This window comes from Caldithrix sp. (assembly GCF_056497305.1).
In genome coordinates this window covers 18,981-41,282 of record NZ_JBSMDE010000078.1, presented here as the reverse complement: position 1 = coordinate 41,282, position 22,302 = coordinate 18,981, and the positions used below count along the sequence as shown (strand labels likewise).

Annotated in this window: 19 protein-coding genes; 16 read left to right on the top strand and 3 right to left on the bottom strand. The window is 45.1% G+C overall.

Annotated features, from left to right (window positions below):
• The first annotated feature begins 55 nt into the window (after positions 1–55).
• The 3 genes from ACWB0I_RS06825 (at position 56) to ACWB0I_RS06815 (ending at position 3,468) form a co-directional block, all read left to right on the top strand.
• Positions 56–802, top strand: coding sequence for a class I SAM-dependent methyltransferase (locus ACWB0I_RS06825; RefSeq protein ID WP_479387301.1), 747 nt, complete (start codon positions 56–58; stop codon positions 800–802).
• Positions 803–891: 89 nt separating this feature from the next.
• Positions 892–1,533 (top strand): class I SAM-dependent methyltransferase, encoded by a 642-nt coding sequence (locus tag ACWB0I_RS06820; protein WP_479387300.1) that lies wholly within the window; start codon positions 892–894, stop codon positions 1,531–1,533.
• Between the two features lie 90 nt (positions 1,534–1,623).
• On the top strand, positions 1,624–3,468 hold the full coding sequence (locus tag ACWB0I_RS06815; protein ID WP_479387299.1) for a YgiQ family radical SAM protein: 1,845 nt from the start codon (positions 1,624–1,626) through the stop codon (positions 3,466–3,468).
• Positions 3,469–4,111: 643 nt separating this feature from the next.
• Here ACWB0I_RS06815 and ACWB0I_RS06810 read toward each other — a convergent pair.
• On the bottom strand, positions 4,112–4,717 hold the full coding sequence (locus ACWB0I_RS06810) for a hypothetical protein (protein WP_479387298.1): 606 nt from the start codon (positions 4,715–4,717) through the stop codon (positions 4,112–4,114).
• 344 nt (positions 4,718–5,061) lie between these two features.
• Complete coding sequence (locus ACWB0I_RS06805) at positions 5,062–5,598, bottom strand: phosphodiester glycosidase family protein (protein ID WP_479387297.1); 537 nt, start codon at positions 5,596–5,598, stop codon at positions 5,062–5,064.
• 117 nt (positions 5,599–5,715) lie between these two features.
• Between ACWB0I_RS06805 and ACWB0I_RS06800 the strand changes: the two genes are divergently transcribed.
• The 12 genes from ACWB0I_RS06800 (at position 5,716) to ACWB0I_RS06745 (ending at position 18,860) form a co-directional block, all read left to right on the top strand.
• A complete protein-coding gene (locus ACWB0I_RS06800; protein ID WP_479387296.1) occupies positions 5,716–7,404 on the top strand; it encodes a beta-N-acetylhexosaminidase in 1,689 nt (562 codons plus the stop codon).
• A gap of 332 nt (positions 7,405–7,736) precedes the next feature.
• Positions 7,737–8,897 (top strand): transglutaminase-like domain-containing protein, encoded by a 1,161-nt coding sequence (locus ACWB0I_RS06795; RefSeq protein ID WP_479387295.1) that lies wholly within the window; start codon positions 7,737–7,739, stop codon positions 8,895–8,897.
• Between the two features lie 32 nt (positions 8,898–8,929).
• A complete protein-coding gene (locus ACWB0I_RS06790; protein ID WP_479387294.1) occupies positions 8,930–10,543 on the top strand; it encodes a glycoside hydrolase family 10-like protein in 1,614 nt (537 codons plus the stop codon).
• A gap of 62 nt (positions 10,544–10,605) precedes the next feature.
• Positions 10,606–12,030, top strand: coding sequence for a pyridoxal phosphate-dependent decarboxylase family protein (locus ACWB0I_RS06785; RefSeq protein WP_479387293.1), 1,425 nt, complete (start codon positions 10,606–10,608; stop codon positions 12,028–12,030).
• A gap of 18 nt (positions 12,031–12,048) precedes the next feature.
• Positions 12,049–13,374, top strand: coding sequence for a 4Fe-4S dicluster domain-containing protein (locus ACWB0I_RS06780; RefSeq protein WP_479387311.1), 1,326 nt, complete (start codon positions 12,049–12,051; stop codon positions 13,372–13,374).
• A gap of 98 nt (positions 13,375–13,472) precedes the next feature.
• On the top strand, positions 13,473–13,784 hold the full coding sequence (locus ACWB0I_RS06775; RefSeq protein ID WP_479387292.1) for a EutN/CcmL family microcompartment protein: 312 nt from the start codon (positions 13,473–13,475) through the stop codon (positions 13,782–13,784).
• A 5-nt stretch (positions 13,785–13,789) separates the two neighbouring features.
• Complete coding sequence (locus tag ACWB0I_RS06770; RefSeq protein WP_479387291.1) at positions 13,790–14,065, top strand: EutN/CcmL family microcompartment protein; 276 nt, start codon at positions 13,790–13,792, stop codon at positions 14,063–14,065.
• On the top strand, positions 14,062–14,340 hold the full coding sequence (locus ACWB0I_RS06765) for a EutN/CcmL family microcompartment protein (protein WP_479387290.1): 279 nt from the start codon (positions 14,062–14,064) through the stop codon (positions 14,338–14,340). Before ACWB0I_RS06770 ends, ACWB0I_RS06765 begins: the two co-directional genes overlap by 4 nt.
• Before the next feature lie 32 nt (positions 14,341–14,372).
• The gene (locus ACWB0I_RS06760) at positions 14,373–15,161 is read left to right on the top strand and encodes a creatininase family protein (RefSeq protein ID WP_479387289.1); all 789 of its coding nucleotides are present in this window, start codon (positions 14,373–14,375) and stop codon (positions 15,159–15,161) included.
• Between the two features lie 36 nt (positions 15,162–15,197).
• On the top strand, positions 15,198–16,055 hold the full coding sequence (locus ACWB0I_RS06755; protein WP_479387288.1) for an endonuclease/exonuclease/phosphatase family protein: 858 nt from the start codon (positions 15,198–15,200) through the stop codon (positions 16,053–16,055).
• Positions 16,056–16,335: 280 nt separating this feature from the next.
• A complete protein-coding gene (locus ACWB0I_RS06750) occupies positions 16,336–17,349 on the top strand; it encodes a uroporphyrinogen decarboxylase family protein (protein ID WP_479387287.1) in 1,014 nt (337 codons plus the stop codon).
• Between the two features lie 131 nt (positions 17,350–17,480).
• Positions 17,481–18,860, top strand: a complete 1,380-nt coding sequence (locus ACWB0I_RS06745) for a uroporphyrinogen decarboxylase family protein (RefSeq protein ID WP_479387286.1) — start codon at positions 17,481–17,483, stop codon at positions 18,858–18,860.
• A 5-nt stretch (positions 18,861–18,865) separates the two neighbouring features.
• Here ACWB0I_RS06745 and ACWB0I_RS06740 read toward each other — a convergent pair whose 3' ends face one another.
• Positions 18,866–19,852, bottom strand: coding sequence for a radical SAM protein (locus ACWB0I_RS06740; RefSeq protein ID WP_479387285.1), 987 nt, complete (start codon positions 19,850–19,852; stop codon positions 18,866–18,868).
• Between the two features lie 258 nt (positions 19,853–20,110).
• Between ACWB0I_RS06740 and ACWB0I_RS06735 the strand changes: the two genes are divergently transcribed.
• Positions 20,111–22,000 carry a hypothetical protein gene (locus ACWB0I_RS06735; RefSeq protein ID WP_479387284.1) on the top strand — a complete coding sequence of 630 codons (1,890 nt, stop codon included), beginning with the start codon at positions 20,111–20,113 and terminating at the stop codon, positions 21,998–22,000.
• The last annotated feature ends 302 nt before the right edge of the window (positions 22,001–22,302 follow it).

Here is a 22,302-nt window from a genome sequence, read left to right as displayed (position 1 = left end):
CTCAAGCTTCTACTCGGAAAATTGAGAAATTTAAAAAACCAGGTCCTTTTGTCCAATGTCCAAAGATTACGCAGATGTTGACTACGCTAAACTGACCACTGGCGACCGCAATCTCATTAAACGCTATTTGCAAAAACAGCGCTTACAGCACAGTTTGCTGGCCTTACAATCCATCGATCAAAATTTTAGCGGCGCCATCCTGGATTTTGGCGCGGGAAATGGAGAGCTTTCCAAACAGATCAGCCTCCGTTTTCCACAAAGTAAAATTGTGTGCTACGAACCCTCTGCTAAGCTGCGACGGCAGGCTATCCAGAATACGCAAGACATGCAGAACATCATGGTTATCGGTAGTCTTGAGCACAGTCCGCTCGATGCCTTTGATTTTATTTTTTGCCTGGAAGTATTTGAGCACTTACCGGAAGAGCCCATGTCAAGCGCTTTGACAACTCTGCGTTCGCTTTTAAAAAATGAGGGCCAGGTAGTAATCGGCGTTCCAAACGAACTCTATTTTCCGGCCCTGCTCAAGGGCAGTTTACGATTAATGCGCCGTTACGGAGAAGTGGACGCCAGGCCCGGCAATATTCGAAAGGCCTTTGTAGGCCAGCCGACCAAAACGCGGGAAATTGTCTCATTTGATGGGCTGCCTGATATTCTGCGCCACATGGGTTTTGATTACCGCGAATTCAGAAAGAAAATGCTAACCTATTTCCGCATTAAAAAGTCTTACGGAAGCCCTTGCCCCTTTTTACCCCTAAGCTTAAATTTTGAAGTTTATTTTATTGGTCAACATAAAACGGAGTAAAATTCAAGGTGGCCTTGAAATATCAGAATCATGTCGAGCACTACCAGACGGATGCCCAATATTTCGATTAGTTTTCATTAAACAAATTCATGGAAGACGAAATCAACCGGCGCTATCAGGAGATCATTCACCTGTTAAAACTGGCTGAGGGACAAAAAATTCTGGAAATAGGCAGTGGCGGCGGGCAACTGTTAAATTTGTTAAATCCTGAAAAAATCATTTACGTGCCATTAGACCTGGCCTGGAGCAATCTACAAAAGATCAAACAAAAATATGGGCCGGCCATTTTCCCTGTAACGGGCGATGTTTTTGCCCTTCCCTTTGCTGACGAGTCTTTTGACCACATTATTCTATCTGAAGTGCTGGAACATCTGGATCAGCCGCAGCAGGCTTTAGAGGAATGTTTTCGCGTGTTAAAACCTGCAGGCCAACTGATTGTCTCTGTGCCGTACAAGGAGGTCATTCCTTACTACATCTGCATCCATTGCAATCAACCGACGCCTAAAAATGGTCACCTTCATTCGTTCGATTTGCCCAAATTAGTGCAATGGGTAGAAAGCGCCGGATTTGTTGTTCTTAAATCGTCGAAATTTCTGAATAAGGCCTTTAATCGCTTGCACTTAAGTCTGGCTTTAAAACCTATTCCTTTTCCCTTCTGGAAACTGGTTGACCGATTTTTTAATTTTCTGATTGATAAACCCACATCGCTTATTGTTCTTTGCACTAAATGAACGAATTGCAAAAAAAAACATTAAAAACTGGAATAGAATTTATCCATAGTTTGTTGAAATTCATTAATAGCACGTACAAACGTAAAAGGAATGCGGCATATTCAAAAGAAATTCCAAATAACGGACTGGCTGCCGACCACCGTTAAAGAGGCCCGCCAGCGCGGCTGGGATGAACTGGACGTGATCCTTTTTTCGGGCGATGCCTATGTAGATCATCCTGCCTTTGGCACGGCAGTCATCGGGCGCATTATTGAAGCCGAAGGATTGCGCGTGGCCATTGTGCCCCAGCCCAATTGGCGCGACGACCTGCGCGATTTTAAAAAGTTCGGCCGCCCGCGCCTCTTTTTTGCCGTTACAGCCGGCGTAATGGATTCCATGGTCAACCATTACACGGCGCGCAAACGTCGCCGCTCAAACGATGCCTACACCCCCGGCGGCGCGCGCGGTTTTCGGCCCGATTACCCCACCATTGTGTACACCAACATTTTAAAAGACCTTTTCCCTGACGTTCCGGTGGTGATTGGCGGCGTGGAGGCCTCGCTCAGACGCCTGGCCCATTACGATTACTGGGCCGATCGTCTCAGGCCTTCCATTTTAATCGATTCCGGCGCCGATTTACTGATCTATGGCATGGGGGAAACGCCGCTCCGCGAATTGCTGCGTTTACTAAAAAAGGGCGTACCGTTCCACTCCCTAAAAACCATTTACCAAACGGCCATTTTGTTAGATGCAAACCAGCCACTGCCAAAGGTAAAAAAATGGACAACTCTGGAATTGGCTTCCTTCGAAACCTGTTTAAAGGACAAAAAGGCATTTGCACGCAATTTTAAATTCATTGAAAAAGAATCCAATATGCTTCAGCCGCAGACAGTTCTGGTGCAAAAAAGTGGTCCTAAAAAGGTGGTGGTTAACCCCTCCTTTCCGGTAATGAGTCAGAAAGAGATGGATGCGATTTACGATCTGCCGTACACGCGTTTGCCACATCCCAGATATAAAAAACGCGGCCCCATTCCCGCTTACGAAATGATTCGCCATTCCATTAACATGCATCGCGGTTGTTTTGGCGGCTGCAGTTTTTGCACTATTTCCGCCCATCAGGGCAAGTTCATTGCCAGTCGCTCTAAAGAATCCATTTTAAAAGAGGCCAGGGCCATTACTCAAATGCCCGATTTTAAGGGCTACATCAGCGACATAGGGGGGCCTTCTGCCAATATGTACAAAATGCAAGGCGTTGACCTGGAACTCTGCAAAAAATGCAAACGAGCTTCCTGCATTTACCCGACCATCTGCTTTAATCTAAATATTGATCATCGCCCGATGATTGACATCTACCAACAGGTTTCAAATCTACCGGGAGTAAAAAAAGCCTTTGTCAGTAGCGGCATTCGCTACGATCTTTTAGTTACGGAGCAGAAAGAGAAAGATAAAAAATTCGCCTTAACCGCCTACATTGAACAGGTAGTTAAACACCATGTCTCCGGCAGACTCAAAGTCGCCCCAGAACACACATCCGAACCCGTGCTGCGCATCATGCGTAAACCTTCGTTTAAATTGTTTTATCAATTCAAAAAGAAGTTTGACGAAATCAATCAAATAAACAGGTTAAAACAACAGCTCATTCCCTACTTTATTTCCAGTCATCCGGCCAGTACCCTGGAAGACATGGCGGAACTGGCCGCGATTACCAAAGAATTGGGATTCCATTTAGAACAGGTGCAGGATTTTACGCCCACACCGATGACGGTGGCTACCGTGATTTATTACAGTGGTTACCATCCTTACACCTTGCAAAAAGTTTACACAGCGCATACCATAGAAGAGAAAACAGCACAGAATCGCTTTTTTTTCTGGTACAAAAAAGAAAACAGAGGATGGATCAGAAAACAATTAGAACGTCTGCGACGGAAGGACCTTTTGGAGAAATTATTGGGCTAAGCCAGCGTAGCCGCAACCTTTTAAAAACTGCAAAGGGCGCAAAGAAATTATTTGCCCTCACCCCCTAAATCCCCTTCTCCCAGAATAAAAGTCTGGGAGAGGGGGAAGGCATGTGTGGGGAATTTTCTCACCTGTGTTGGAAACACCATTCACGATCAATGGGAATTGGGAATGTCAGCCTGATGTTAATTCGACCATTCAACAAATCAACAATTCAACGGTTTTACTTCCTCATACAGCACAAAAATTTTCGCACGCTAATGTGCAATTTCTTACGGAGGCAGCATTCTATTTACTGGTTTTAAGTCCATATTGATTGTCATTTTGACCGATGCGCCGACTGCATAGGTCCAGAGCAGAGAAAGTCTCGAGCTGAAGCTCGAGTTACGCTGCGCTGACGACTGACATGTGATCTGTGTAGAAGTGGAAGGGATTCCTCGTTTTAGCCCTCATCTGCTGGCCCTCTATCTCCGAAAATCTGGCCGCGGGGGACAGTGGTGCTAATGGTAAGTTATAGCCAATACCGGTAAGACCTGGTTCAATGTTTAACATTAAACTCGTACAATTTTTACTTAGAGAGTAAGGGATTCCTTACACCGAAAAATGGGGATTGGGTATGAAGGGCGCACCGAAACTTTTCGTTTTAATTGTTTGTATTGGGCTGCTTTAGTTTTAAGACACGGGTGTTGTTCATAATTAGTTTGGTCACGCGTTTGGTCAGAGGGATTTTTTGCGTACCAGATTCGCTGAGCAAGTCATTGCGAATTTCCAGGCAGAGGCGGGCCAGTTCGTCAGAAATTTTATTGATGTCCATTTCAGAAAAGTGCTCATCTTCGGAACTTTTAATAAAAACGTTCAAAAACTCACGATAGCGTTCTAAAAAGCTTTCACTGGATACCAGTGATAATTTGTGGGTCAAGGCGCGCAAACGCATGAAGTCTTTTTGTGTGATTGTTGGCTTGGCGAGCATTTCCTCAACATAATCCAGAAACTGGACGTAAAAATTGGTTTTAAGTTCAATGTATTTGATGTTTTCTTCTTTTTTAAGCTCCACTTCGGTTTGTTTGTTTAGCAACAAAGCGGTAATGACAATAGTCGCAATTGTACCCAGAAAAATCAGAATGATTTCCTGTGTAAAAGGGAATTCATTACTCACCAGGTAAGCGGTACGTAAAAACAGATAGCCGGCAACAAAGGTAAAGGCTACCAATAACAAATAGAGCCATTGGGTTTTTGAATGTTCGTTCATGGTTTACCTCAATTCATTGTTGTCAAAATTAATCTAAATCTTGAGAAAGCAGTCTGTCTTTTTAAGAGACCATTTATTTAAACGACCTGATGTTCGTTTCAGTTTGGTGTTTTAGAGCATCCCTGTCTCACGGATACCGCGCAGTTAGCTCATTTTGTCGATCTCGAAAATCCTATTTGGAACAAGTCTGTCTCAGATCTCAAGTTTAAAAATAAAAAGTAAGATTGAATAACATTCGAGGCAAACACAAATAAAAAGCTTAGGGGGTTTTTTAACACGACCGGCAGGATTCTTCCATTTTACCGCAAGGCCGGTCAATGCAAGTTTTAATTTGCCTGAACCTATTAGGGGAACGATGTTTTGTGGTAAGAATCTTTTAAAGGGCTCCTTTTGGCAATGCCCAGAACATTGGGCAGAGGCCAGAATTTATGGTTTTCGTCATTTTCATTAAATTGCGTTTCATAGCTGCCCATTAATCGTATTTCTCGGTTGCCTGATTTGATGAACAGCGACGCTTCCGGACCACCTTCCAGATGTTGGGCGCACTGCACAGCGATGGGCAGTTTTAGTAAGATTTGATTGAACTGATGCATTGAAAAAGGGGCACGGCAGAAGATCAGCAGGACATTTCCCTGCGCATCCTGGGCCAGGGCCATTTCGGACCAACGTCTGGTCTGAGGCGGCCAGCGATTTTCACCGGGTCTTTTAATCAAACGTAAATTCTGGATCAGGGAGTGATACTTCTTCAAAATGTAGTCAAAGTCAATACGATCCAGGTCAAAAATTATGAATGGGAATTGAGTTGAATCTGAGGGATTAAAGGCGGCCACAGACTGATAGTGATTGAGTCGCGTATTGTTGTAATGATCAAAATTTTTCATAAATCCTACATGAGTTTTAAAATTGGTGGCAAACATACCGCAAAAAAATTTTCACTTTTTTGAATTTTTAATTAGTTTGTTTTTAAATCGAAAGAACGTAAATCAAAGGAGATTTTCATGGCATTTCCATTTTCGATTCGGCGCTTATTTATTTACCTAAGTTTGTTATTTATTTTCATTCATTGTGGTGGGCCTTCGCATTTAAAAATTGAGTCGGCCAGATATTCCATTATTCCACGTCCCCAAAAATTGATTGAAAAGAGTGGAGTGTTTCAATTTCAGCCTGAAACAAAACTGGTAATTGACGGGCAGGGTAAACAACTGAGGCTTGTGGCAGATTATGTACATGAGCAATTTGGTGTGCCCACCGGTTTTGCATTTTCAGAGGAAACAGATGGTGATATTGATCATGCGCTGATTTTGCGTTTAGATGAACAGTTTTCAGGCGCTGATGGCAGTTACAAATTGAGCATTGAACCGGACAGAGTCGAGATTGTGTCGGGGAATGCCCGGGGACTCTTTTATGGATTACAAACGCTTCGACAATTATTACCTTATGCCATTGAGAGCCGTGATCTGGTTGAAGGTGTAGAATGGAAAGTGCCTTGTGTGGAGATAGAAGATGGTCCGCGTTTTCCATATCGGGGCATGCATCTGGATGTGGGGCGCCATTTCTTTCCTGTTTCGTTTATTAAAAAATACATCGATCTTATTGCCTTACAGAAGATGAACTATTTTCATTGGCATCTGACTGAGGATCAGGGTTGGCGGATCGAGATTAAAAAATATCCCAGATTAACCGAGGTGGGCGCGTTTCGCAAACAGACTCTAACCACGCATGGCGCAGAAAAGCCATACATTTATGATGGTCAGCCTTATGGTGGGTATTACACACAGGAGCAAATACGTGAAATAGTGGAATATGCTCAGAAACGATTTGTCACAATTGTGCCAGAGATTGAGATGCCCGGGCACTCTTCGGCGGCATTGGCGGCCTACCCGGAATTGGGTTGTACCGGAGGGCCCTACAAGGTCGAGGATCGTTGGGGGATTTTTAAAGATGTTTATTGCGCCGGTAATGAGAAGACTTTTCAATTTTTAGAAGATGTTTTAAGTGAAGTCGTGGAGCTGTTTCCAGGAAAGTACATCCATATTGGTGGGGATGAAGTTCCGAAAGATCGCTGGAAAGCCTGCCCTAAGTGTCAGGCGCGCATTAAAGCTGAGGGATTAAAAGATGAACATGAGTTGCAAAGCTATTTTGTCCAGCGGATTGAAAAATTTCTGTTGACAAAAAACCGTTACATCATTGGTTGGGATGAAATTTTAGAAGGAGGGCTGGCTCCGCAGGCCACTGTCATGAGCTGGCGAGGCATTAAAGGTGGCATTGCAGCGGCCAAGCAACATCATGATGTGATCATGACGCCGACCAGCCATTGCTATCTCAATTTTTATCAAGCTGATCCGGCGACGGAGCCTCTGGCCATTGGTGGCTTTGTGACCTTGCAGAAAGTTTACTTTTACGAGCCGGTTCCAGAAGAACTGAACGCCGACGAAGCCAAATTCATTTTAGGAGCTCAGGGCAACGTATGGACGGAGTACATTGAAACAGGAGACGAAGTTGAATACATGGCCTTTCCCAGAGCGTGCGCCCTGGCTGAAGTAGTCTGGACGGCTAAAAAGCAGAAAAATTGGTTTGATTTTTTAAGCCGTCTTCAAGGCTTTTACAAGCACCTTTATGCGCTTGGAGTGAATTATTTTCGTGGTAATGTAGGGGAGTTGATCAGGCTTGACAAAAAGTGGCAATGAGAGTTGATTATGTCCACTTATGTGATTGTGAAGGAGTTAAAGGGTTAACTTAATTTGAAACGAGAGTGGAAAGCGGGGAGGGCACAGACCGATAAATCGGTAACCTCTGGCAGGCAGTGCGTAGCAGCAAAACTATCTTCAATGATTCATCGGGCTCTTAAGTCAAAAGGCGTGCCATTCCTCGACCAATAAATTGGTCGAGGAATACGCAACGCGTTAGAGGCCAGTCATCCTCCAGCCCCGGCAGCGCCCCCAGATGCCCAGCCTTTAAGACCGATAAATCGGTCTCCTCCCCCTCCCCTTTCCCCTCACCTTAAACACAGGAGTCCAAAATGACCCATTCCTCACCATGGCTTCTCATCATTCTGTTCTTCTTTTTCCACGCCTGTTCCCAGGGGCCATTGCAGCGCGTTCCTGCGGCTTATCGGCCGGCTGTGCAGCGTGCTTTGCAAAAAGCGGGTTCAAATCAGCAAGCTTTGTTGCAATGTCTTAAAGCCTGCGATGATCAGGAAATCGAAGGAGCCACCTTTTTGCTGGCCTACATGCCGGAGCGCGATTTAAAATCACTCAGCCCTGAATTTTTAATCGAAAACATCAAATACGCTTATCAGGCACGCCGCGAGGTGCCCTGGGGCGATCAGATACCGGACAGCCTCTTTTTAAACTATGTTTTACCTTACGCCAATCTGCACGAGCAACGCGATGACTGGCGAAAACGTTTTTACGAGCAGTTCCTTTCGCTGGTAAAAGAAGCTTCATCGCCTGGCCAGGCCGTCCTTATTCTGAATGCAAAAATCTGGGATATGTTAGGCGTTCACTATTCCACCCGGCGACCCAAGGCCGATCAGAGCCCCTTTGAATCCATAGAAGCCGGCATGGCCAGTTGTACAGGCCTTTCCATTTTACTAATTGATGCCTGCCGTGCTGTGGGCATTCCGGCACGCTTCATCAGTGTGCCCATGTGGTACGACCAGAGTGGAAATCATTCCTGGGTCGAAATATGGGACAAGGGCTGGCATTTCATTGGCGCCGGCGAGCCAGGCCCTCTGGATGAAACCTGGTTTGAAGAAAAAGCCAGCCGGGCCAACAAAAGCAATTGGCAATATCGCATTTACGCCGTTTCCTACAAAAAGACGCCCTTAATATTTCCCGATTTATTTGATCCGTCGGTAGATTACCTGTATGCCGTCGACGTAACCGATCGCTATGCCAGGGCCATTCCGCAGGACGGCCTGGTTGAGCTGCGCGTCACCGTAATCAGCAAAAACAGCGGACAACGGGTGGCCTTTCCGGTTCAATTACAGAAGAATGGAAGATGGATTAAAAACGGCTATTCGCGTGGCGAGCAAAATGATGTCAATGATCGCCTGACGTTTAAAGTGCAACCCGGCCAGCAATACGAATTGAAAGTTTTGGCCCACAAGAACACCGTGGTCAGAAAAATAACCATCAACGAGCAGAAAATTCAATCCATAACCATCGCAGTAGATTAAAACAGGCCGAAAAGTCAAACGGGAGATGGTCGATGAAAACAGCGTTCCTGGGCTTAGTATTGATTTTTACACTTTGTGCCCAATCATCCTTTACCATAGAAATTGATAAGATCAATCCACAGGATACAACCTTTCCGGGGGGAAGGGGCGCCAATCAACTTGTCATTTACACACCAAAGTATGGCGACTCCACCGGTACCAATCAATATGGGCTGGAAGCTGTGGTACAAAATCATGTTGTACAAAAAGTTGGGGGCAATAATTCGGCCATACCGGAAAACGGATTCATCATATCGGGCCATGGTTCAAAATCGTCCTGGATCGCACAGCATCTGTTTCCGGGAGTGGAAGTCCACCTTGTACAAAATCGTCTGCAGTACTCTGTGCAAGCCCGATCTTATGTGTTTCTGGCCAATTACTACCTAAAGCGAGCCGAAGAAAACGTAAAACGCTACAAACAGGAAACGGCCCAACAGGCATATTATCAAAATCTGGAAAGGCAGCTGGAAGCGTTAGAACAACAACTGAGCAAAATCAAAAAGCCTGCATCGTTTTCTGCCCAAAGGCTGGATTCTTTAGTGGTTCAGAGTAAGCGTTTGTTCTACCAAACTTTTCCCGTGCGCCAGAATGAAAAGCGCGCCGTGTGGTACCACATCAGAGAAAGCAATGCCGGCCAGCTGGAAGAAGCTGTGCGCCAGATGAAAGAACTGGGTTTTAATGTGATCTGCCCGGAGACCATTGACCAGGGCTATGCCATTTATCCTCATGCCCATCCGGACCTACTTCAACATCCGCAATTTGTCGGTTGGGATCCATTGGGCGAATTGGTGCGTCTGTGTAAAAAATACGATATGAGGCTGGTGCCCTGGGTTTGGGTTTTTTTTGTCGGTCGGGAGCAGTCTCCACTGGTCCAAAATAAAGAGCCATGGTTGGCCGTCTCTTTTAGCGGGCAACATGCTTCGGAAGTGGAAAAAGGCTATCATTTTTTTTGCCCTGCCCGTGAGGAGGTGCAGCAGTTCTGGCTGGAAGTGTACGAAAATCTGTTAAGCCGTTATGCAATTGATGGCCTGCAGCTGGATTACATTCGTTATCCTGGCAGTTATTCCTATCAGGACGGTTTTTGTTATTGTACGCATTGTCGTAAAAAATTCACCTTAGATTATTTGCTTGATCCCAAATCCATTGATCCGAAAAGCGATCCTGAGGTCTGGAAAAACTGGCAATTGTTCAGGGAAAAACAGGTCAATCGTTTTGTGGGCAGAGTACACCGCTTAATCCAGCAGAAATTTCCTCAGGTTAAACTCTCGGCCGATGTGTTTCCTGATTTGAAGGAGAGCCGCTCCATAAAAATGCAAAACTGGGGGGCGTGGTTAAAAAAGGATTATCTGCAGGAAATTTTCACCATGTCCTACACGCCCGATGTTCGTACCGTAGAACAGGAGGCCCGCTATTTGAAAAGGATTGCACCGCCTGAAGTTTTTCCGTATGTTGGCCTGGGGCCCTATCAAAAATTTTCGGCCGAAATTTTACTGGACGAAATTCAAAAGGTGCGCGAAGCGGGTATCGGCGGCATTTGCCTGTTTGAGTTTGGCAATTTGACGCCTGAACAAAGAGAAGCGCTTCGCCTGGGCCCTTTCCGCAAGTAATGTTTGAAGCGGGCCGAGACTTTTGACCACCTGAAAAATTAAAAACAGAGGAAATGAGAGAAATGGACAGGGAAGCATTCCGTGGATGGGCGCATCACTTAGTGGATTGGATGGCCGATTATTACCAGCACATTGAACAATATCCGGTAAAATCACAGGTAAAACCGGGAGAGCTTCTGAACCGCTTACCTGACGAAGCGCCGGAAGAGGCCGAAGAATTTGAACGTATTTTTGAAGATTTCCAGAAGCTCATCCTGCCGGGCATGACTCACTGGCAAAGCCCGAATTTTTTTGCCTATTTTCCGGCCAATGCCAGTTTTCCTTCCATTCTGGCAGAGATGCTGACCGCAGCCATGGGCGCCCAATGCATGATCTGGGAAACCTCTCCGGCAGCCACGGAACTGGAAGAACGGGTCATGGATTGGTTAAAGCAGGCCATGGGCCTGCCTGCCAGCTGGCAGGGCGTAATTCAGGACACGGCCTCTACCTCCACGCTGGTTTCTTTGTTAACAGCCCGTGAAAAGTTTAGTGGTTTTACGATTAACGAGAGGGGCTTTGCCCGCTTTCCGGATTTGCGCGTCTATTGCTCCACGGAAACACACTCATCCATTGAAAAGGCCGTCATGCTGGCCGGTTATGGTAAGCAAAATCTGGTAAAAGTGGCTGTGGATGATCAGTTGCGTCTAAAGCCTCAGGCTCTGGAGCAGGCCATTCAGGCCGATTTGAAGGCCGGCAAAAAACCGGTTGCAGTGGTAGCCACCCTGGGCACTACCGGTACTACGGCCATTGATCCCTTAAAAGAGATCGCCGCCATTTGTAAAAGGTATGACCTGTGGCTGCACGTGGATGCGGCTTTTGCCGGAACGGCGCTATTGCTTCCGGAATTTCGCTGGATGATTGAGGGTATTGAACAGGTGGACACTTTTGTCTTTAATCCGCACAAGTGGATGTTTACCAATTTTGATTGTTCCGCCTATTTTGTCCGGGATGTGGAGGCACTACTACGCACCATGTCCATTTTGCCGGAATATCTGAAAACGGCCACCAGGGGGCAAGTGAAAGATTACCGAGACTGGGGAATTCAGCTGGGCAGGAGATTCCGCGCTTTAAAACTATGGTTTGTGATGCGCAGTTTTGGTTTGCAGGGCATTCGTCAAATCTTGCGCAATCATTTGCAATGGGCAAAAGAACTTGAGCAGAACATCCGAAATCATCCGGATTTTGAAATCATGGCCCCCCGAACTCTGAATCTGGTGTGTTTTCGTTACCATCCGTCAGGTATCGAGGAAGCGCAGACATTAGACCAACTGAATGAACGCCTGTTGCAGGCTGTCAATGCTTCAGGGAAGCTCTTTTTAAGTCATACGCGGGTTCATGGCCAATTCAACTTACGCATGGTCACCGGACAAACCTATTTAAAAAAGGCGCATGTAGAGCGGGCCTGGCAGGTGATTCAGGAAATGGCGCTGCGTTTAAACAAAGATTAAGGATCCATTTTGCGTTCTGTGTTCTTATTGACGGGCTTTACTCTTTTTTCCTTATTCCTGGTAGCTGCTTTCATTTCCAAGTTGGAAAAAGAGGATCGGGCGACAAAAGTATTTTTCTTAATGGCTGTCCTCTTTTCCTTACCCTATTTTCTGATTGCGTTCTCTTTCGCTACATTTCCCTTTTGGGTCGTGATTTTTTTACTGGTCGTGCCTGCCGTCGTGCTCATTCTCTTTCTTGTACCCATGGATGCGGCGCGTAAAAAAATCCGGATTTCGCCTGAGCCGCAGATGTGCCATGATGAACGAGACATCATGTTCAGCCGCCGGCGACTGCAACCTGGCACAAAGCGCTACCATGAATATTATCAGAACCACCCTGAGCAAAGGGCGCTGGACGATGAATGGCGGCAAAAGCCCGGTTTATTGAGTCCCAACGCTAAATTTTACCATCCCCTGTATTTTAATGCTGCAGAAGCCAGTTTCGAAACGGTGGAGCATTTTCATCCTAACGTGCAACCACCGGTTCGCCTGGAAGCGCTCAAGGTGGATAGTAAGGAGATTACGCGCTTCATTAAAGATTGGCTGATGCGTTCCGGAGCCCACTCGGTTGGGGTCACCCGTTTGCAGGATTACCATTTGTACAGCCATCGTGGGCGCCAGGAGCCGTATGGCGCAGAAATTAAAAAAGAACATCCATTTGCGATTGCCTTTACGGTGGAAATGAACAAAAACATGGTAAACCGTGGCCCGCTGAGCCCAACGGTTCTGGAGTCAGCCGATCAATATTTGCGGGCAGGCACTCTGGCCGTTAAACTGGCTACGTTCATCAGCCGCTTAGGGTACGGGGCCCGCGCCCACATTGACGGAAACTATCTGGTCGTTTGTCCCCTGGTGGCCCGGGATGCCGGCCTGGGTGAAATTGGGCGCATGGGCTTGCTGATGACGCCCAGGCTGGGGCCCCGTGTGCGGATTGGGGTGGTTACAACCAGCTTACCCGTGGAAGTCGATGCCTACCAGCCCGATGCCTCTGTCATCGATTTTTGTAATAGATGCAAAAAATGTGCGGAGAACTGTCCCAGTAAAGCCATTCCGTTTGAAGATCGTCAGTGGGAACATGGCGTTTTACGCTGGAAAATTAATCATGAAGCCTGTTTTAGTTATTGGTGCACGGTTGGTACGGATTGTTCCCGTTGCATGAAAGTCTGTCCCTACTCACACCCGGACAATGCGATGCATGGGCTGGTTCGCAAACTGATTAAACGCAATCAACTGGCCCGTTATCTGGCCATAAAAATGGATGATCTGCTGTACGGCAAGCATCCGGCAATTAACAAAGACTTTTGAGCGCGATGGACTCGTGCTTTCATGGAAAAAACAATATTTGCACTCAATTTAAGGACTGAGTATTTTCCATTTAATGGGAAAACAAAGGGACACAAAAGATGGAATTAGCACGCGTTGAAGGTCATGTGGTAGCCACGGCCAAATCCAATCGGCTGGAGGGGTACAAATTATTGCTGGTTCAATTGTTGGAGCCGGATTTGAGTGAAACGAGAAGATATTTTGTGGCTCTGGACACGGTTGGGGCCGGGGAGGGCGAAGTAGTGATCATTGTGCGCGGCAGTTCGGCGCGTCAGTCAGAAAAATTGAGTAATGTGCCAACCGATACCAGCATTGTGGCCATTGTCGATTCGCTGGAAATGGGGGGCAAGGTGTTATTCAAAAAACATCATAAAGAACAAAAAGAAAAGTAGAAAACATGCGGCTGGGCAGAGTCATCGGCAAGGTCTGGGCATCGGTAAAAGACGCCAAACTGGAAGGCACCACACTGTACATCATGCAACCGGTTAATGATCGCAATGAGCCTCTGGGAATGCCGGTCGTTGCGGTGGACACCGTCGGTGCCCGTGAAGGCGATCTGATTTACTGGGTTGGTGGAGGCGATGCCACCACGCCTTTTGCCGATCGTAACATTCCCAGTGATGTGACCATCGTTGGCATTGTTGATCATCTGGAACTGGAGGAAAAAACATGATCATCGGGCGCGTCATTGGCAATCTGGTTGCCACACAAAAGCACCCTTCTTATCAGAACAAAAAGCTGTTGCTGGTTAAACCCATTAATTTGCAGGGCAATGCGGAAAAAGAGACCATTATTGCGGTTGATACGGTGGATGCCGGGGTAGGCGACCGGGTGCTGGTCATGTCCGAGGGGAATTCTACCACGGAAGAATTGGGCTTTGAAAGACGCCAGCCCCTGCGTAGTCTGGTCATTGCCGTGATCGATGAAATTTACCATCAAACATCATAAATCCATTTGATTGGCAAATGCAGGAAAGTGCCATGCCCGATCTTTTTGACTTAACACAAATCAACCTGAACCATGCACAACAGAACACTTACGAAGTCGCCGTTTTGCCTGTTGGGGCTATTGAAGCTCACAATCGTCATCTGCCTTATGGTCAGGACTTTTTACACACGTCGATGATTGCCCGGCGCTGTGTGGCCACGGCCTGGGAGGCCACCAAAAAAGTACTGCTACTGCCGGGACTGCCCTATGGCGTCGATGCCAATCTGCTCGACTTTCCGCTGGTCATGCACGTCAAACAATCCACCTTAGATGCTATAATTACCGATGTTGTTCAAAGTTTGCGTCATCACGGTTTTAAAAAAGTGGTGCTGTTCAATGGCCACGGAGGCAACGATTTCAAACCATTGATCCGGCAATTGCAATACGAACTCGATGTGTTCCTGTTTTTGGTTAACTGGTGGCAGGTTGGTCAGGATCAATTTTCATCTATCTTTAACAAACCGGATGACCACGCCGGTGAAATGGAGACTTCAGTGGCCCTTCATCTGTTTCCTGAATTGGTAAACTTAAAACAAGCCGCTCCGGGCCTGGCCCGTCCTTTTCGATTTGAGGCCCTGAACAAAGGCTGGGTGTACACCAGCCGTCAATTTTCTCAATTGAATGACCATTGCGCGGTGGGAGATCCCTCGCTGGCCAGCGCGCAAAAAGGCGAACAATACGTCAACCTGGTCTGCGAACGAATCAGTCGATTCTTAATCGAACTGGCCAGTACGCCGCTTGACGAACATTTTCCTTACCAGTCCGAGAGGGAAAATCCTTGAGAACACACGCAACCAGCGCTCCAGGAGAGAGGTAATATGTTTCGAATAGTTTGGTTCTTTTGTTTAATCCTGGTTTTTCAGGTGGGAGCTCAGCCTGAACAGGCCCGGCTCAAGGTAATGAGTTTTAACATTCGCTATGATAATCCTGACGATGCTGAAAATGCCTGGCCTAACCGAACGCCCATTATTATGCAAACGCTTAAGCGGGAATTACCAGAGATCATCGGCTTTCAGGAGGTTTTGTTCCATCAGTTAACCTTTTTAGATTCTGCTTTGCAGGATTATTGTTTTTATGGAGTAGGGCGCAGGGATGGAAAAACAGGGGGTGAATTTTCGCCCATCTTTTTCAAAAAAGATCGCTTCCTTTTGAAAACCGCCAGAACATTCTGGTTGTCTGAACATCCTGAGCAAGAGGGCAGTATTGGGCCCGGAGCGCAATTACCCAGGATATTAACCCTCATCCAGCTTTACGATCGGCAGAGCGATCAAGATTTATGGGTGGGAAACACGCACTTTTCCCACGTAAGCGATACGGCCCGCTTGCTGGCCGCCAGAACGATATTGACCCTGGCAAAACAGCTTTGTCAGAATAAAGCGTTTGTTCTGCTCGGCGATTTTAATGCCCCCCAGTTTGGAAAAGTTTACCGGCTCATGGTCAGTGACAGGGTCTTGCATCTGGCAGACAGCTATTTTCTGAGTACCCAAAAACATTATGGCGGTCAACAAACTTACAATGCTTTTGGTAACAATTCGGACCAGACGATCATTGATCACATCTTTTGTACACCGCACTTTAAAGTTTTAAAACATTACTATCTGCCCGTGAAAAAGGGGCCGACGTTCATTTCTGACCATTATCCAGTGGTCGCCATTCTGCAATTCAAAACTAATTAAAAAGGAGCGGGAGCATTAAGGGAAAAATACATTGCTGCCATTGATTGCATCCTTTTATTTGTTTGCTTTTTATTAAAACAAACCAGGTTGGTTCGGGATTAAGAGGTCAACATCTTACTGAGTAACCGGGGCAGTTCAGGACGGATCCGTTCTGACAAATGTAGATTCAATCTGACGTAGGTCAGATCACTTGAGCAGGAAATGCGGCCTGGCAAATTTCTGCCATAAAGGCTTTCCAGATGGCATGATTTGTTAGAGGAGTAAAAAAGGATCGATAATCATGAAAAGCCGTGAGCGTGTAAAACGGGCCATCCATTTTAAGCGTCCAGATCGCGTACCCATTTCGCACGCCATATTGCCCGCTACGCAACTTAAATACGGGCAGGCTTTGAAAGAAGTCCTCGATCAGGTGCCTGAAGATTTTGGTTGGCCATATCTTGAGGACCTATCTCCTGAAAAATTACCTCCTTTGTATCGCAGGGGAAAACATTTAGATGAATTTGGAACATTATGGCAGGTGGAGACCGAAGGCCTTTGTGGATTGCCCGTCGAGTACCCTCTATTTGATTGGTCTTATTACAAAAACTACCGGTGGCCAGATTTAGATGCCGAATTTCCTCAAACCAGGCTTTACAGCGGACAGAAAGCGGGCTACAACGAAAACTATTATGCGCGGGGCGCCTGGATCACCTTTTTTGAAAGAATGGCGCAGTTACGGGGGCCTGAACAATTGTTGATGGACCTGGCTTTTCAGTGCAAAGAAATAAGGCGCTTGCGTGATGACCTGTTAGAATATACCATGCATTGGTTGGATAAATGGCTGGCCTTAGAATATGACGGAATACAGTTTGCTGATGACTGGGGCACACAACGGGCCCTGATGATTGAACCGTCCTTATGGCGCTCTTTTTTTAAACCTGTGTACAAAACCCTTTTCCAGAAGGTGAAACATCATGGGCTGGATGTACATTTTCATTCGGATGGGTATATTCTGGAAATCATACCAGATTTACTTGATTTAGGGGTAGATGTGCTGAACTGTCAGGCAAATGTTATGGGCCTGGAAAGAATTGGGCGTGAGTTCAGCGGCAAAATTTGTTTTTTAACACAGCTTGATAGTCAAAATATTTTACCGTTTGGCTGCCCAAATGATGTACGTCAGCACATCATTGAACTTTTTAACCACCTTGGGACACCAGATGGGGGGCTGATTGCCAGTGGGGAAATCGGCCCGGATGTTCCACTGGAAAATATTCGTGTTATGTATCAAACCTTCCTGGAATTTACCTATTAAGTGAAAAAAAGGGGGTTTCGTGAAAGAGGTGAAAAACTTGGACGATTGTTACAATTTTGGTCCTTCTACGTCCATTTTATTGGTGGGTGCATCCTTGAATATTCCTTAGAGGATTGATTATAGGGGAGTCAATGAAAGGATTACCATTACTTTTACAGGCATTTCGGCTTGAAAAAAGTGAACGCGTACCATGGGTACCATTTGTGGGTGTTCATGGCGCCCGACTTATTGGCCTTTCGGCTAAAGATTATTTGCAAAACGCCGGAGCTATTCTCTCAGGCTTACAAAAGGCATATGAACTTTATTTGCCTGATGGTTTACCAATTATGTTCGATTTACAACTCGAGGCAGAAGTGTTAGGTTGCCAGTTACATTGGGCTGACCAGATGCCTCCTTCAGTAACCAGCCATCCTTTGCTTGAAAAATCCATTGCTTCCTTGCCGCCATTTGATTTGAATAAAGGCAGATTCCCACTGGTTAAAAAGGTAGCCCAACAGTTAAAAAAACAATATGGACAGGATTTAGCCCTTTATGGCCTGGTTACGGGACCTTTTACCCTCGCCATGCACCTGATGGGTAATGATCTGTTTTTAAAATTGATGCTGGCTCCTTCTGAGGTCAAAGAAATAATGGACTTCACAACGCGGATTGCCACAGAAACCGCCTGTTTTTACATGGAAAACGGAGCAGATATCATTGCATTGGTCGATCCGATGAGCAGTCAAATCTCTTCTGAACACTTTCAGCAGTTTGTGTTTGAAGAGGTAAATACAATTTCCAATGCAATTCGACAACATCATCATTATTCTTCTTTTTTCGTTTGCGGCGATGCCAGCCGAAACCTGGAGCTGATGTTCCAGACAAATAGTGATTATGTTTCGATTGATGAGAATATTTCATTGGCCTGGTGCCGTGATCTTTCTCAAAAATACAAAAAAGCATTTGGCGGTAATCTCAAATTAACTTCTGTCCTTTTGTTCGGTTCTGTGGAAAATTGTAAATCCCACGCCCTCGAATGTTTAGAAACAGGAGGGCAACAGGGTTTTATCCTCTCGCCAGGCTGTGACATTCCCTTTAATTGTCCCCCGGAAAATTTAAAAGCTGTGGCCGAAATAGTCCATAATCCCTATCAGCGTGAAATTTTCAAACAATTACAACGTTCTAACCGGTTAAAAGAAATTCCTGTGGAGTTACCGGACTATCCGAATAATCCTTTTGTATTGATTGAAGTCATTACTCTGGATTCCGCTACCTGTGCTCCTTGCCAGTATATGGTGCAAGCTGCGACAAAAGCAGCCGCTGACTTTGGTGGAAAAGTTAAAGTAATCGAACATAAAATTTCTACCAGGGCAGGTTTAGCCTACATGAAAAAATTAGGCGTGCGTAGTATCCCATCGCTTTGCATCGAGGGCCGGGTTGAATTTAGTTCGATTATTCCTGACCAGGAACAACTAAAAAAACGAATTGCTCAGCTCCTTTTGCAAAAGCTAAGCGATCAGGAAAATCACTAAGTCTTTTATTCAAAGGGATGCCCATCTTTTTCAAAATCAGGCAAGTAATGTTCAGGTGCGTCCATCTGTTGCGCAAATCCTGAATGGAGCCCAAGGGACTGCATTTTGTTTAAAGCCTGTAAATATTCGTTGTAACGAATTGTTCTTGAGATCAGGGGGTAGTTTGCCGCCCTGTGTACAGGATAGTATTGAGCCATCAGACTGACCGCCACCCTGGGGGAGAGTTCTCGGGCAATCCATTCCAGCACCTGTTCGCTGTCCGCCTGTTCGTTCGGCAGAATCAGATGGCGGATGATCAGTCCCTTAACGGCGATACCGTTGGCATTGACTTCTAAATCTCCCACCTGTCGGTACATTTCCTTTAAGGCTTGTTTTGTCACCTCCACATAATCTTTACATCGGGAATACTTCCAGGCCAAATCATCAGAAAAATATTTAAAATCCGGTAAATAAATATCTACAATGCCTTCCAGTAATTTGAGTACTTCAAGCGCATCATAGCCATTGGAATTGTAAACAATGGGGATTTTTAGTCCTAAAGGAATGGCATTGAAAATGGCCTCCACCATCTGGGGAACCACATGGGAAGGCGAAACAAAATTAATGTTGTGCACGCCAATCCGGTTTTGTAAATCGATGAGCTGTTGCGCCAGGGCATCGCTTGACATCCGAAACTGTTTAAAATAGTGTGGCCGTTGACTGATCTGGTAATTCTGGCAGAAAACACAACGTAAATTGCAACCTCCAAAAAAGACAGTTCCTGATCCTCTGAATCCGGAAAGTACCGGCTCTTCGCCATGGTGATCACAAATGGAAATGACATAGGCATCGCGTCCTGTTAAACAAAAGCCCTGTTCATCCTGCAGGCGGTTGACAGCGCAATTTCTGGGGCAAACGGTACATCGCTCCAGAAGAGCCCTAAGCGCTTTAAGGCGTTCGGCCAATTCCCCTGAACGGTACAGGGCCAGATAAGATGGCTCTCTGCTTTTCATATTTAAAATTTAGCAAATCTGACAGGAGTTAGCAATTTATGTTACATTCATTGAGCATGCAATGGTTTGAATTTGTTTTATTTCTTTTTTATCTTAGAAAGACCTTTAACTGTAAAAGTCAATTGCATGCCTGATTCAGAACGAATAGCGAAATGCAGAGATATGGCCATTTTGGAGAGGTTTCGGAATTTTAACCAATGCAGAGTGCTCTGTGGGCATCCTGGATTATTTCTTAATACTTAAAAAAGTGGGTGTAATATGAAATTCAAGATTATGATTCTTGTGTTCGGTTTACTTCTTGTTGGTAACATAATAGCTCAGGATTTACCCGTTGTTTATGTCTATCCTTTCGAGATGCGGGGGAATCAGTCTCCTTCCTTAAACCAGAGATTGTATTCCTATTTCTGTTCCAGCTTGAGCGCTACGGATAGAATCCGGCTCTTTAGTCAGGAGGCCTGGAAGCGAATTATTCAAACAGAACGGCTTATTTTAACGATAAATGATGTGCGCAATACCGAACAGGCCATTAAGCTGGGGAAGTTGACCCCGGTAGATTACGTAGTAACAGGACGTATTGATCTCCAGAAGAGTGACGTCCATTTTTATGTGGAATGGATCAATTTACACAATGGTCTGATTGAGAAGACCACTTCTCACAAGATAAATATTACGCAGGATTTACAGAAGTTGGTAAATCTGGTAATGCGTGATTTAATGCCATTTGTTGTAAAAGAGGGAAAAGTGCTTAGCCAGAACCCGGATCATACGGTTCTGATCAAGGCTCCACCACTGGCCGGATGGCTGGTTGGGGATGAATTTGTTCTGGTAAACAACCTTAAATATGGCTACGGTCGTGTTCGATTGATGCGCTTTGATGGCCAGGAAGCTCAGGCTGAAATAATCTATCTCAACGACAGGATAACCCCTGGCGATAGAGTTGTGTTCAGCAAATATTTTGAGAACAAAAAAATTCAGTTGTTACCAGCCTATCTGGCCGACTTCACGGGCAATGCCGTTTCTTCATCTGTACGCGCCCTCCAATTAATCTGCAGACAAATTCTGCTGGAGAGCGGAAAATTTTATGTGATCGAAAGGCCTATTAGCGATCCTTATTTTGAATTCCGATTCTCGTTTAATCAACCCATGGAGGGGCAACTGCGATTACTCAATTTGTCCATCATTGAGTATCCGCAAAATAAGATTGTTTATGAAAAGAATTTAGAATGTGTTCCTGAGGATGTAAAGGATGGCGTAAAAGCACTATTGGCTCAGGCCTTGAATCGCTGGGAAAAGAAGGCGCTGGTTTCCCGCGTTTCTGAAACTGAAATTATGATTAACAAAGGCGGCAATGATCAAATCCGTAAAGGTCAGAAAATCTTGTTCAAATCCGAAGAAGACGGCGGAGTCATTGCGGAATCCGAAATTGCGGAAGTATTTACCACAGAAAGCAGAATTAGCTTACCCGAAAAACCTGTTAAAATACGCACCGGAATGATTGTTGCCTTTGTTGATGGGGACTTTTCTGAACGCGCTGTTTTGCAGCGTTTACAAAGTATCCACCAAAATGCACAACAGGCCAAACAATTGTACAGGCAGGAAGTGAAACAGCAAAAAGAGCAAAAACAACGTGAAAAGGAAAAAGCAAAAATACGTTCCATGCCCAAAAGCCGGATACGCGTAGGCTATAGCCGAAGTATCGAAAAAAATCCCTCGGAAAAAGGCTTTTATGATTTTAAAAAGAGTCCTAAAATGGACTTGGATATTTACCTGGGCAGTTACCCCTATTTTAATGTTGTTCTGAATTATGAATATCAGCATCTACAATTTATGCGATCAATGGACAAAGTATTTATTAATACGATTGGAATTGGAGTTAAATTACAAAGCCCGGTGATCGGACGCTTTTCACTTTACGGCATTGGTCTCTACCAATACAGTTTTTTTGATAAAAATGGTTCAGAAACATCCAATTATTTTGCCAGGGATCAGTGGAAAAATCAGTACATGACTATAAGAGCAGGTCTGGATTTTAAATTGGATGCCGGATTTGGCATCTATTTGGAAGCAGGCGAAAAGAGGATTTTAAAATATGAAGTTTTAAAGCTGCAATATTATGCGGCTACGGCCGGAATCAGTTTATGGTTTTAAGAGAGGGAATACAACCACAGAAAGTTTGTCCTAATATTTCGTAAGTTTTTTAGTCCCCTGGCCCTCCTTTTTTACCTGTATTTTTAATATTTCAGTTAGCCAAGTAATCGAAAAATAACGATAATTAAGGCCTATTGTAGAATTTACAATAAAAAAAAGTAAAAAAATAAATTAAAAAGAATAAAAATTTTAATTTTTGTCTTATTTTATTTAAACATATGGCTTAAAAACGCCGATAAATAAAGAAATAAGAATATGTTTTAAAAATTTGCGAGGATATAATTAATTTTGTATATTTTAAT